The sequence below is a fragment of the Pseudomonas sp. 05N431 genome, from assembly GCF_056397005.1.
Genome location: NZ_JBFTMN010000007.1, coordinates 208271 through 220789, shown reverse-complemented (window position 1 = coordinate 220789; position 12519 = coordinate 208271). Strand labels below are relative to the sequence as shown.

The 12519-nt window shown below is 58.5% G+C and carries 16 protein-coding genes and 1 tRNA gene; 14 read left to right on the top strand and 3 right to left on the bottom strand.

Annotated features, from left to right (window positions below; genetic code table 11):
• The 3 genes from pgaC (at position 1) to AC1DIG_RS15140 (ending at position 2137) form a co-directional block, all read left to right on the top strand.
• Entirely contained in the window at positions 1–1359 is a 1359-nt protein-coding gene (gene pgaC, locus AC1DIG_RS15150; RefSeq protein WP_477767941.1) for a poly-beta-1,6-N-acetyl-D-glucosamine synthase, read from the top strand.
• Positions 1356–1868, top strand: a complete 513-nt coding sequence (gene pgaD / locus AC1DIG_RS15145) for a poly-beta-1,6-N-acetyl-D-glucosamine biosynthesis protein PgaD (protein ID WP_477767940.1) — start codon at positions 1356–1358, stop codon at positions 1866–1868. The genes pgaC and pgaD overlap by 4 nt, the downstream gene beginning before the upstream one ends.
• A gap of 89 nt (positions 1869–1957) precedes the next feature.
• Positions 1958–2137, top strand: coding sequence for a hypothetical protein (locus AC1DIG_RS15140; protein ID WP_477767939.1), 180 nt, complete (start codon positions 1958–1960; stop codon positions 2135–2137).
• On the opposite strand, the gene AC1DIG_RS15135 is transcribed toward AC1DIG_RS15140, so the two are convergent.
• Positions 2138–2737: a transglycosylase SLT domain-containing protein gene (locus AC1DIG_RS15135; protein WP_477767938.1), complete on the bottom strand. Its 600-nt coding sequence runs from the start codon at positions 2735–2737 to the stop codon at positions 2138–2140.
• A 167-nt stretch (positions 2738–2904) separates the two neighbouring features.
• Here AC1DIG_RS15135 and AC1DIG_RS15130 point away from each other — a divergent pair, with 167 nt between their 5' ends.
• Entirely contained in the window at positions 2905–3054 is a 150-nt protein-coding gene (locus AC1DIG_RS15130) for a winged helix-turn-helix domain-containing protein (RefSeq protein ID WP_477767937.1), read from the top strand.
• Positions 3055–3162: 108 nt separating this feature from the next.
• On the opposite strand, the gene AC1DIG_RS15125 is transcribed toward AC1DIG_RS15130, so the two are convergent.
• Positions 3163–4038, bottom strand: a complete 876-nt coding sequence (locus AC1DIG_RS15125) for a sterol desaturase family protein (protein ID WP_477767936.1) — start codon at positions 4036–4038, stop codon at positions 3163–3165.
• A gap of 69 nt (positions 4039–4107) precedes the next feature.
• Between AC1DIG_RS15125 and AC1DIG_RS15120 the strand changes: the two genes are divergently transcribed.
• Positions 4108–5106 (top strand): AraC family transcriptional regulator ligand-binding domain-containing protein, encoded by a 999-nt coding sequence (locus tag AC1DIG_RS15120; RefSeq protein WP_477767977.1) that lies wholly within the window; start codon positions 4108–4110, stop codon positions 5104–5106.
• 145 nt (positions 5107–5251) lie between these two features.
• Here the strand turns inward: AC1DIG_RS15120 and AC1DIG_RS15115 are convergent.
• A tRNA-Arg gene (locus tag AC1DIG_RS15115) sits at positions 5252–5328 on the bottom strand.
• 241 nt (positions 5329–5569) lie between these two features.
• Here AC1DIG_RS15115 and AC1DIG_RS15110 point away from each other — a divergent pair.
• The 9 genes from AC1DIG_RS15110 to gabT all read left to right on the top strand — a co-directional run bounded on the left by AC1DIG_RS15110 (position 5570) and on the right by gabT (position 12462).
• Entirely contained in the window at positions 5570–6289 is a 720-nt protein-coding gene (locus tag AC1DIG_RS15110; protein WP_477767935.1) for a Crp/Fnr family transcriptional regulator, read from the top strand.
• Between the two features lie 86 nt (positions 6290–6375).
• Positions 6376–6918, top strand: a complete 543-nt coding sequence (locus AC1DIG_RS15105; protein ID WP_477767934.1) for an RNA polymerase sigma factor — start codon at positions 6376–6378, stop codon at positions 6916–6918.
• 119 nt (positions 6919–7037) lie between these two features.
• A complete protein-coding gene (locus AC1DIG_RS15100) occupies positions 7038–7271 on the top strand; it encodes a RebB family R body protein (protein WP_477767933.1) in 234 nt (77 codons plus the stop codon).
• An 18-nt stretch (positions 7272–7289) separates the two neighbouring features.
• On the top strand, positions 7290–7922 hold the full coding sequence (locus AC1DIG_RS15095; RefSeq protein WP_477767932.1) for a hypothetical protein: 633 nt from the start codon (positions 7290–7292) through the stop codon (positions 7920–7922).
• Positions 7923–7961: 39 nt separating this feature from the next.
• Positions 7962–8423: a hypothetical protein gene (locus AC1DIG_RS15090; RefSeq protein WP_477767931.1), complete on the top strand. Its 462-nt coding sequence runs from the start codon at positions 7962–7964 to the stop codon at positions 8421–8423.
• Between the two features lie 119 nt (positions 8424–8542).
• Positions 8543–8857: a RebB family R body protein gene (locus AC1DIG_RS15085; RefSeq protein ID WP_477767930.1), complete on the top strand. Its 315-nt coding sequence runs from the start codon at positions 8543–8545 to the stop codon at positions 8855–8857.
• A gap of 59 nt (positions 8858–8916) precedes the next feature.
• Positions 8917–9231, top strand: a complete 315-nt coding sequence (locus tag AC1DIG_RS15080; RefSeq protein ID WP_477767929.1) for a RebB family R body protein — start codon at positions 8917–8919, stop codon at positions 9229–9231.
• Between the two features lie 334 nt (positions 9232–9565).
• Positions 9566–11008, top strand: a complete 1443-nt coding sequence (gene gabD, locus AC1DIG_RS15075) for an NADP-dependent succinate-semialdehyde dehydrogenase (RefSeq protein WP_477767928.1) — start codon at positions 9566–9568, stop codon at positions 11006–11008.
• Between the two features lie 176 nt (positions 11009–11184).
• A complete protein-coding gene (gene gabT / locus AC1DIG_RS15070; protein WP_477767927.1) occupies positions 11185–12462 on the top strand; it encodes a 4-aminobutyrate--2-oxoglutarate transaminase in 1278 nt (425 codons plus the stop codon).
• Positions 12463–12519: the final 57 nt, after the last annotated feature.

Genomic DNA, 12519 nt, shown 5'->3' with positions numbered 1-12519 from the left:
ATGCTGGACAGACTGCTGGCCCTGCTGGTTCTGGCGATCGTGCTGGGGATTCCCCTGGGCGTGATCTTCCTGGTCACCGGGCAATTTTTGATGGACTTCGTGTTTTTCTATCCGCTGTTCATGTCCGGGCTGTGGATCGCCGGCGGCCTGTATTTCTGGCTGCACTGGGAGCGCCACTGGCCGTGGAAGGACGACACGCTGCCGCCACCGCTGGCCGGCGAGCCGCTGATTTCGATCCTGATCCCTTGCTACAACGAGGGCGATAACGCGGCCGATACCATTCACGCCGCGCTGGGTCAGCATTACCCGAACATCGAAGTGATCGCGATCAACGACGGCTCCAAGGACAACACGGCCGCCGTGCTCGATGCCCTCGCTGCCGAAGATCCGCGCCTGCGGGTGCTGCACCTGGCGGAAAACCAGGGTAAAGCGGTGGCGTTGCGCATGGGCGCGATTGCTGCGCGCAGCGAGTATCTGGTGTGCATTGACGGCGATGCCTTGCTTGCGCCGAACACGGCGGCCTATCTGGTGGCGCCGATGCTCGACAACGCCCGGCTCGGCGCGGTGACCGGCAACCCACGGATTCGAACCCGTTCAACGCTGGTCGGGCGTGTTCAGGTCGGTGAGTTCTCGTCGATCATCGGTTTGATCAAGCGCACCCAGCGAGTCTTCGGGCGGATTTTCACCGTGTCCGGGGTGATCGTGGCGTTCCGTCGTTCGGCGCTGCATCGGGTCGGCTATTGGAGCCCGGACATGATCACCGAAGACATCGACATCAGTTGGAAGCTGCAACTGGATCACTGGAGCATCTTCTACGAGCCGCGTGCGCTGTGCTGGATCCTGATGCCGGAAACCCTGTCCGGGTTGTGGAAGCAACGTCTGCGCTGGGCCCAGGGCGGCGCCGAAGTGCTGTTCAAAAACATCCGCGGCATCTGGCAGTACCGCCATCGCTACCTCTGGCCATTGCTGTTCGAGTACTGCCTGTCCACTGGCTGGGCCTTCACCTTTTTGCTGTCGGTGATCTTCTGGGGCGTGGGCAAGTTCGTCGACATGCCGGCCGCCATTGCCGTGCACCACTTGCTGCCGCCGGCCTTCACCGGCTTGTTGCTGGCGATGGTCTGCCTGCTGCAGTTCGCGGTCAGCATCCTGATCGACCGTCGCTACGAGCGCGGGCTGTGGAAAACCATGTTCTGGGTGGTCTGGTACCCGCTGGTGTTCTGGTTCATCAGCCTGCTCACTACCTTGGTCAGCTTCCCCAAAGTGCTGTTTGGCCAACACCAGAAACGTGCCCGCTGGGTCAGCCCGGACCGTGGCATCAAACCCCTGAACGACGACGATGAAGAGGCTATCGGCCAATGAACATCATCAGAACCCGTCAACGGCCATTCCTGGTGGTCATCGACGCTTTTTTCACCGTGTTGGCCTGGATCGGCTTGTTGTATTTGCTGGTGAGCGGCCTCTGGCCGTTGCTCGATTCCCAAGAGGGGCAGCGTGTCGAATCGTCGATGCTCGACGCCCTTGGCACGTTGCAAATCTATCTGTGGGTGGCGCTGCTCAACGCGGTAATCCTGATCGGCTGGGCGCGTTACCAGCAGCGCAAAAGCAAGAGCTTCGCCCAGCGTCGCTTGCCGGCTCCGGTGGTCGACGACAACGGCTTGAAACAGAGCTTCAAGCTGACCGGCGAACGGCTGGTACAACTGCGTCATCCGGGGATCATGGTTATCCACAATGATGAGGCCGGCGACGTCAGTCACGTGGTCACGCGCTTCCTGCGCATCGATCCACACGCGCAAAAGCAGCTGGCCCCGCCAGCGTCACTGGCGGAACAGCAGGTGATGTTGTCGGCGGATCGGGCGCAGCCGATGTGAGGGTTTACGGTCCGAGTGGTCAGGGCATTGGCTTCGTTCGTTAAAAGCGAGCACTATCAAGCCAATTACTGGTGCGTTGGAGGCCAGCTGTGACACAACGAATAGACCGCATTGCCCAACTGCTCAACTGCCCGATCAAGGGCGAAGACATGCGCCGGGCGATCACTGAAGCGCGCAAGGACTTTCTTCTTGACGACGATGAAGAGGAAGACGAGGAGAAGGAGCCTGCCGAGGTGGACGTCGTGGATGAGCCGTCATCCAGGGCATGACTACCACCAGCTGCGGCTGCTCTCCAGTTCGCCCCTGCATTGCCGGAGTTGCCAGCCATAATCTTTCGCCTGTTGCTCGACCTTGCGCGCGACCTGCATCAGCCAGGGTTTCTGTAGATAGGTCTGGCGACTGAACCCGCCACGTCCTTCGTGGTAGGCAAGGTATTGGCTGTAGGCATCCCACTTGGAAACACCCAACTGACGCTGAGTGCCGGCGACGTACCAGCCGACGAACATGATCGCGTCGTCAAAGTTGTCACGCGAACCGCCGTTGCCGGTCGCGCTCTTGTACTCGCTCCACACTGGATCCTGCGCCTGGGCATAGCCGTATGCCGAGCTGACCCGTCCCCAGGGAATAACCCACAAAAAGTAGTAGCGAGGGGGCAGGGCATCGTGCACAAAGCTGCTTTCCTGCTTGATGATCGCCATCGCCACATGCGGCGGCAGTCCCCAGGCTTTCTCCATCTTTAGCGAATCTTCGTACCAGGCCGGGTATTGGCGGTAGATGCTGCAAAGGTTGCTTTGCTCTCTTGGCGGTGTCGTCGAGCAACCCGCCAGCAGGCCCAAGGCGATGAGTACGACTAAAAAACGTCCGTGCAAAAATCACTCTCTTGGCGATTGGCCAATCCTTATCGGTTCAAAACAGGGTAGGGGATACAGAGCGATCGTTGTTTGCTAACAAGCCAGCCGCCAAACCACAGACTACCCAAGAAACCACCCAAGAAACCACCCAGGAAATCAGCCTGGAAACGGCGCGAGGGTAGTTCGTGGCTGTGTTGAGCTCCCGGCGCGAGCTGGCGAAACAGCTCGGCCAGAGCCCTGATGGCGTCAAATATCATCTGGACAAACTGCGGGCAGCCGGGGTGATCCGGCATGTGGACCCAATGAAAAGCGGACACTGGGAAGTACTCAAATAACTGAGATTGGTAAAGCCGAACGCGCGACACAGAATCGTGTAACTAACTGTTTTTCTGAAGAGATCGACAGGTAAACCTCATTCCCGGCACCTAAAACAAATTCAGAACTCAAGACCCAGACGATACCGAATGCGCTTTTTTCTCTTGCTTGAGATCGCCTTGCCGCACTCGTTTTGGCGAACGAACCAGCGGCCAGAACAGCTCTTGCTGCCACTTCACCGGATGCAGATCCTCAATGCCATAGGTTGAGGGACGCCGCCGAGTGATCTTGGCCGTGCCGAACAGCACGTCCCAGAAGAACAGCAGGTTGCCGAAGTTTCCCTTGTAATGGGTCACGCCGTCATTGGCGTTCAAACCATGATGGGCTGCATGGGTGGAGGGGGTCGAAATGGTTCGTTCCAAGACCCACATCAGCGGACGCAAGGCCGGAATTCGGTAGAGTTTTTCGTCCCAGGCGACGCTGCTGTGCGCAGCGAAGATCACCGTCATCTTGACGATCAAGTAGCCGTAGTAAACCGGTGCCAGGCCCAGGTAGATAAGGGCTCCCGCCAGCCAGATGCCTGGCATCAGCAGGTAGTAAAAGCTGTTGTTTCGGTAAACGATGCGAATGCTCATGTAGGGCGCCGAATGGTGAGCGCGATGCAAGGCATAGAGAAACGGCAGCCGATGGGTCAGGCGATGCCACCAGTACTGGGTCAGGTCATCGAACAGCAGAAACAACCCGAGGCCCGCCACCCAGTGAATGTTGGCCAGGCTGTTCTTGAGTTGAGGGGCCAGACCACCGAGCAACAGGTTGCTGAGGAACATCACCAATGGAAAGGTGACACCCAGCAGGAGCGACGAACCGATGACCTCGATCAGCGTATCGCGGCGTTGGCCTTTGGGTTGGCGGAAACAGGCGCACGCAATTTCCAGCAGGATGAAACCCAGAAAAATCCCGGCGACGACCAGAATTGGATTGTTGACGAGCATTATTGTATTCATGGCAATCTCGAGTCAGGCCCGATTTGGGCATTGCCTGAGCAATAAGAAACCATGAGCCTTCCGGACAACATGTGCGAAATGGACAAAATCACTCGAGAAGAGGCCAATCAGCCAGCCCGTCGCTTCCATCGAGGTCAGCTCGGACAGGTCCTGGAACGTGTACTGCATAAGCAGACACGCAGTAACCGGCGCGATTACAGCCTGCTTGAGCTTGAGCAATTATGGACGGCGGCGGCCCAACAGGATCCCGCCATTGGCCTGCACCTGTTCGCCGGGTTCACGCCGCAGGACTGCCACGAGCTGACGTACATCTGCATGTATTGCCCGGACGTCAGCGCGGCCATCCAGTGCTGGTGTGACTATGCCGGGCTGGCCTCGGACATGGACAGCGTCAAGCTGATCAGCGATACCCATGGCGTGGGCGTAGAACTGCGTATCGATGCCCCCGACAAACTGGCCCGCTACGTGGTGGAACATTACTGCGTGATGGCCGTGACCCAACTGCGCAAAGCCACGGGTGAACCTGTCCGGCCAGTGCGGGCTCACTTCGCCCATCCGCGACCGACTTACCACGCCGAATACGCCCGATGGTTTGGGGATAACATCGTGTTCGAGTGCGCGCATAACTGCCTGTATTACGACCCGAGCGTCTTGCGGTTACCTTTGCTGACGCGACACGACGGGATGGCAGAGTTGTTGCGCAGTGAGATGGACCGACGGATCGCACGGCATCTCCAACTCAACGGCTGGACCGGAAAAGTCGCGGCCGGCATGCGACAAAGCCTGGCGCGCGGCGTGGTACCCAGCCTGGAAAATCAGGCAGAGGCTCTGCACCAGAGCCCGCGTACCCTGCGCCGGCGTATGGAAGAGCAAGGCATGACGTTCCGCCTGCTGCTGGATCTGGTGAGGGCCGAGCTGGAGCAGCATCTTGAATTTCTGGGTGAGAACCGCGCGCAAATTGCCAGTCAACTGGGATACGGGGACCTGGCTGCGTATCTGCATGCCCGTAAACGATGGCGGCGTGAGCCATTTGACGATCACATTCGCGATGTTGAGGCGGGTAGGTAACGCAGAGGAAGTGAAACGACTGGCGCTTGCCAGGTGTGGATCGCCAAGTCCTGGCGGTAGAGCAAACCCCGCCTTAAACGACGTTCAGGACCAGGACAGGTTTTTATCAGGAGCGCTATTCCCTTGTCATACAAGGGAAAGAAGATGGTGCACCAGGCGGGATTCGAACCCACGACCCCTGCCTTCGGAGGGCAGTACTCTATCCAGCTGAGCTACTGGTGCATGTGCGGCCGCCATCATACCGATGTAGCTTCGGGCCGTCCATGCCAGTGTGTTGAGTGATTTTTCCCCCGGACATATCCGATCAATGTATCCACGCCATGTTGAGCGTTCTCTGCCGGTTCCGGTGCGAGCGATTCACAAGTGGCGCCACTGAACGTCCCTTTGTTTGCTTTGCCCAGTTGCCCTGAACACTATTGGCTGCGTATCTGCGCGGCGCTCACTTGCCCATCATGGCGTACTCATGCATTTCAAAGGATCTGTAATGCTCGATATTCCTCTGCGACAGATTGTGTTGGGACGCTCGGATCTGTTTCGAGGCATGTCTGAATCGTTGATTCACTATGCCGCCACCCATTGCGTTGAACGCTCGCTCGGAGATCGGGATGTACTGTTTCTCAAACAGGACACGCTGGAGTTCCTGGCATTGGTCGTGGAAGGTCGTATTTATTCCGTTGTTCATGGGCCGGACGGGCGTGAGCAGATCGTCGGGAGCACCGAGGCCGGGCATGTGGTGGGCGAATCGGCGCTAATCGAGGGGCATCTGCGCGAGGCCTCAGCCTACGCGTGCGGGGCGACCCGGGTCTTGCTGCTGGGGCGTCGGCATTTTTCAGTGTTGTGCGCTGAGCCGTTGTTTCTGCGCCGGATTCTGATGTTGTTGATGCGAAGGCTGCTGGGTGTCATGGAGTTGCTGGAAATGGTCTGTTTGTATCGGCTGGAGTCACGCTTGGCGCGGTTTCTGCTGACCAACATGGAGGATGCCGATCTGACCGTTACCACTTTGCCCACAGTGCCGATGCCGGAAAACCAGGGGATTCTGGCCGCGATGCTGAACACCAGCCGGCCCAAGTTGAATGTGCAGCTACAACTGTGGCGCCGATTGGGACTGATCAGCGGTCAGCGCGACCGAATTGTGATCAATGACGTCGACCATCTGCGGCGCAAGGCATATGCGCTGAATTAGCTGTAGGACTGTTCCCAAGGTAACAGCAAAGGTAAATCCAGAATCACAGACTGCCAGCTCATCAGGGACGCACAGGGAGTGCTGGCATGGATGGTTCGACGCAATGCAATTTGCATGTGGCTGTGGCCGATCAACTGTTCGAATCGAGTTGGCGGGCGGTACAGCCCGAGCTTACACGTCGGGCCAGGCATCGGGCCAAGGGCAATATGGAACACGCCCAGGAATGGCTGTCTGCCACGGCGATCAAGGCCCTGCTGTTCTTCAGGCGTTCTCCGGAACGCATTCGAGATCCGCAGGGTTTTTTGTTTCTGGTGCTTGATCACGTCTTTCTCGACAGTTGTCGGCGCACGTTGCGTGAGGGGCGGCTGTTCGATCGCTCGATCGACCTTGCGCAGGATCACCAGGCCATTCTGGCCGCACCCTCTGCGTCGGTCCTTGAGCGTACGGAATTGTATGAGCGCCTGGCCCAGGTTGATCGGGCGGTGGCGCAGTTGCCGCCGATTCAGCAGCGGTTGTTCGAAATGAAATTTGTCGAAGAACTTCCTTACCCGGAAATCGCCGCTGTGCTGGGGATTACCTTGCCTCTGGTACGCAAGCGCGTGCAGTTGTTGCGTGCGGCATTACGTTGAAACGAACGTGTGGATTCACAGCCGCGTCCCTGGCGCGTTCTAGTTCTGTGAGCAATCACTGCTGACGATGTGTCCCCACCACCGCGCCCGCGATGGTGCTTTCGATCAAGGAGAGATGTATGACGGATCCGATGGTTAATTCCCAGATAACCGACGCGGTGACCCAGACCAACGTCAAGGTGGTCGCGGAAGCGCCGGCGCAAGCCATCGCTTCGCTGTATCAGGTAGCGAGTCACTCTGCAGGGTTGTCCTTGCAGAATGCGGTCAACAGCCAGCAGGCCCTCAACCAGATTTCCAACGCGGTGATCTCCAAGGCGGTTTCGCTGATCATGCAGATTGGCGAGAAGGGTTGATGGTTCGGGAGATCCGCCATGTTCTGGTTCAAGAGAAAACCCCCCGTCATTGCCGAACAGTCGTCGAACTCCGACAGCGCTGCGGGCCCACCTGTTGATCCGGGCGAGGCCGCCTCCCGAACTGAATCAGGCATGACATCGCGCTCGATCATGAGCGTGATGAATGAGCATCTGCTCAAGCAGGTGAATGCCCCGAGCACGGATTCTACCGACGCACTGAACAGCCAGATCGTTCAGGCCGTGCAATTCACCAATGCCCAGACGTTCAGTTATGCCCCGGCGCAGATCGCCATTGCGCCGGACATGATGATCGGCCAGGCCGCCGGCCTGGTGGCGCAGTCGGCGGCGGGTTACTTCGATGGCGTCAGCAAGCTGGCCCTGGCCGCTCAGGCGGTATTGCTCAAGCAAATGACCGAAAACATCGTCAATGAGAATTACCCGGCTGCCGAAGAGGACGCCAAGGGCGCGTTTACCACCGACCTGTTGGTGGCCGCCGCCGCTGCCGTGAGCGCCGCTGCTGGCGCCATGGAGGGCGCTGGCGCCGCCGCGGCGATCGACATGATCGACCAGAGCCTCGCCAAGTACAGCGACACCCTGGCGAATCGCTCCGCACGCCCCCCAACGACGGGCGCTGACGATGGGCGCAATTGACCGTTCCCAATGCCCCGATAAAGGAAGAGGAGTCGTTTGATGAGCAAGGAAAACGAAAATCCGATGGAGAGCATTCACCGGTTCGCCGAGCTTTTCATGAAGCGCCGGCTGTCACCCGCCGAACGGCAAGTGCTGGAAGCTTTTGTCCTGGACAAGCCACAGACGTTTGCCCAGGCGGCGCAAAGGAGTATCGAACAGGTTCGCGAGCAGACAGTCAGGCTGATAGAGGCCGACGAACAGCGCACGAATGCGGTGATCGATCAGTTTCGGACCAGTGAAAACATACTGAAACATACCTCGCAACAGCGCGAGGAGTTAATAAGACAGTTGCTGTCGACTGTTGAAGAACCGTCCCGGCCCTCCCTGTTAACGGTGGACGATGAGGACTTTAAGGAACTGTTGATGGACCTGATACGCCAGGAAGTAAAAAGCGCCATGGACGAGCAAATGAACAGCCTGGTTCAACAGGTTGAATCGGCGCTGGCGCGCCTGAACGAGTAAAGCATGGGAGGCTGACAGCACACTTGCTGAGCGGCGTTATCCAGTATTCACATCCCTTGTTTTGCAACGTTCATTAAAGAACACGGAATGCACCGTGTAATAACAAAGGAAGTTAATTCATGCCAACTGTTAGCGAACAAATCACCGACGCGGTCACCCAGACCAACGTCAAGGTCGTCGCTGAGGCGCCGGCCATGGCAATGGGGACCATCTATCAATCCATGGCCCACTCCATCGGCATCCTGTTCCAGAACTCGGTGTCGGCGCAGCAACAGCAAAACACCCTGGCCCAGGCCGCGGCCAACCAGGGCGTGATGCAGATCTACAGCGTGGACACCGCTGCCGGCGGAGCAGCCACGGAAAAAGTCAGCCAGGGCGGTATTGCCGACAACCTCACCAGCCTGTTGGCCGTCATGAAGTCGTTCCAGGGTTGATCGGCTGAAACCCTGAATCAACTGTGCAATACCTTTGACTCAAACATGGAGTTTGACCTATGAGCACTGTAAGCCCGCAAATCACCGATGCCGTTACCCAAACCAACGTCAAGGTCGTCGCTGAAGCACCGGCGATGTCACTCGGCACCGTCTATCAATCCATGGGACATTCCACCAGCATCCTGTTCCAGAATGCCGTGTCGGCCCAGCAACAGCAAAATACCCTGGCCCAGGCCGCGGCCAACCAGGGCGTCATGCAGATCTACAGCGTCGACACTGGCGCCGCTGCGGCAACCACGGAAAAAATCAGCCAGGGTGGGGTGGCCGACAACCTCACCAGCCTGCTTAGCGTCCTCAAGTCGTTTAGCTCTTGAGTCGCTGATCTCCTGGAGCACCCGATAACAACGCCCCCGCAGCCTTGAAGGCGGCGGGGGCGTTGTCGTTTACTACGTTGATCAGAAAAACAGGGCAAATGCGGCGTTTTCGTTCTTTTTTTCGAACAGCCTATTGTCCTTTACCCCCTTTGATCCTAGGATTCGTTTGAGATTTCAAACGCTCTTGTCTGGGTGCTGAACCGCACGAGCTTCAATAGTGCGCTATTTATGTGCTTCAGCCCGGTGAATGATTTCCCTGACGGCAGCCTACAAGGCGCCTTTCTACAATCATAATTTGCTCCGCGCGTGCGCGGTGCTGTTAAGGAAAGCCGACATGCAGCTTAAAGACACCCTGTTGTTCCGCCAGCAAGCCTTCATTGATGGCGCTTGGGTCGATGCGGACAATGGTCAGACGATCAACGTCACCAACCCGGCAACGGGCGAAATTCTGGGCACCGTGCCGAAAATGGGCGCTGCCGAAACCCGCCGTGCGATCGAAGCCGCTGACAAAGCGCTGCCGGCCTGGCGTGCACTGACCGCCAAAGAGCGCGCGAACAAACTGCGTCGCTGGTTCGAACTGATCATTGAAAACCAGGAAGACCTGGCTCGCCTGATGACTCTGGAGCAGGGCAAGCCATTGGCCGAAGCCAAGGGCGAAATCGTTTACGCCGCATCCTTCATCGAATGGTTCGCCGAAGAAGCCAAGCGCATCTACGGTGACGTGATTCCGGGCCACCAGCCAGACAAGCGCCTGATCGTGATCAAGCAGCCAATCGGCGTGACCGCTGCGATCACTCCGTGGAACTTCCCGGCTGCCATGATCACCCGTAAAGCCGGCCCGGCCCTGGCCGCTGGCTGCACCATGGTGCTCAAGCCTGCTTCGCAAACGCCTTACTCGGCCTTCGCCCTGGCTGAACTGGCCCAGCGTGCCGGCATCCCGAAAGGCGTGCTGAGCGTTGTGACCGGCAGCGCCGGCGATATCGGCAGCGAGCTGACCAGCAACCCGATCGTGCGCAAGCTGTCCTTCACCGGCTCGACCGAAATCGGTCGTCAGCTGATGGCTGAATGCGCCAAGGACATCAAGAAAGTTTCCCTGGAACTGGGCGGCAACGCTCCGTTCATTGTGTTCGACGACGCGGACCTGGATAAGGCCGTCGAAGGCGCGATCATTTCCAAGTACCGCAACAACGGCCAGACCTGCGTCTGCGCCAACCGTCTGTACATTCAGGATTCGGTGTACGACGCGTTCGCTGAAAAACTCAAAGTGGCCGTGGCCAAACTCAAGATCGGCAACGGTCTGGAAGAAGGCACCACCACTGGCCCGTTGATCGACGGCAAAGCCGTGGCCAAGGTTCAGGAGCACATTGCTGATGCCCTGAGCAAAGGCGCGACCCTGCTGGCCGGTGGCAAGGTCATGGAAGGCAACTTCTTCGAACCGACCATCCTGACCAATGTGCCGAAAAGCGCTGCTGTGGCCAAGGAAGAAACCTTCGGTCCATTGGCGCCACTGTTCCGCTTCAAAGACGAAGCCGAAGTGATCGCGATGTCGAACGACACCGAGTTCGGTCTGGCCTCGTACTTCTATGCGCGTGACCTGGGTCGTGTGTTCCGTGTGGCTGAAGCCCTGGAATACGGCATGGTCGGCGTCAACACCGGGTTGATCTCCAATGAAGTCGCGCCATTCGGCGGCATCAAGGCCTCGGGCCTGGGCCGTGAAGGCTCCAAGTACGGCATTGAAGATTATCTGGAAATCAAATACCTCTGCCTGGGCATCTGATCAGGTAAGGAATTAAACGCAAAGGGCACGAGAGCGCTGTCCCTTTGCGGGCTTCAAACGTTATTTCTCGGTGGCCGGGAAAGCTGTGGCAGTCGATCATCGCATGCTGCCGTAGTTGCCTCCCCGCCACGTATTCCTTGGACCACGCCGCCCGATGAGCTGCGAATGAGGACTTTATGAGCAAGACCAACGCATCCCTGATGAAACGCCGCGAAGCCGCTGTACCACGCGGTGTTGGCCAGATTCACCCGATCTTCGCCGACTCGGCGAAGAACTCCACCGTGACCGACGTTGAAGGTCGCGAGTTCATCGACTTCGCCGGCGGTATCGCCGTGCTGAACACCGGTCACCTGCACCCGAAAGTCATCGCAGCCGTGACCGAGCAACTGAACAAGCTGACTCACACCTGCTTCCAGGTGCTGGCTTACGAACCGTACGTAGAGCTGTGCGAAAAAATCAACGCCAAGGTTCCAGGTGATTTCGCCAAGAAGACCCTGCTGGTGACCACCGGCTCCGAAGCCGTGGAAAACTCCATCAAGATCGCTCGTGCCGCCACCGGCCGTGCCGGCGTGATCGCCTTCACCGGTGCGTACCACGGTCGTACCATGATGACCCTGGGCCTGACCGGTAAAGTCGTGCCTTACTCGGCCGGCATGGGCCTGATGCCAGGCGGCATCTTCCGCGCGCTGTACCCGAACGAACTGCATGGCGTGAGCATCGACGATTCGATCGCCAGCATCGAGCGCATCTTCAAGAACGACGCCGAGCCGCGTGACATCGCTGCAATCATCATCGAGCCGGTTCAGGGCGAAGGTGGTTTCTACGTCGCTCCTAAAGAGTTCATGAAGCGTCTGCGCGCCCTGTGCGACCAGCACGGCATTCTGTTGATCGCGGACGAAGTGCAAACCGGTGCTGGCCGTACCGGCACCTTCTTCGCCATGGAACAGATGGGCGTTGCAGCCGACCTGACCACCTTCGCCAAATCCATCGCTGGCGGCTTCCCGCTGGCCGGTGTGTGCGGCAAGGCTGAATACATGGACGCCATCGCTCCAGGCGGCCTGGGCGGCACTTACGCCGGTAGCCCGATCGCTTGCGCCGCTGCGCTGGCAGTGATGGAAGTGTTCGAAGAAGAGCACCTGCTGGATCGCTGTAAGGCAGTCGGTGAGCGTCTGGTCACTGGCCTCAAGGCCATTCAGGCCAAGTACCCGGTGATCGGTGAAGTGCGTGCCCTGGGCGCGATGATCGCGGTTGAACTGTTCGAAAACGGCGACAGCCACAAGCCTAACGCCGCCGCCGTCGCCAAAGTCGTGGCCAAGGCACGCGACAAGGGTCTGATCCTGCTGTCGTGCGGTACTTACGGCAACGTGTTGCGTGTACTGGTGCCGCTGACTGCACCGGACGAGCAACTGGATAAAGGTCTGGCGATCATGGAAGAGTGCTTCTCCGAGCTCTGATTTCGCAGTGTGACCCGATCGACAAAAAACCCGCTTCGGCGGGTTTTTTTTGTCACT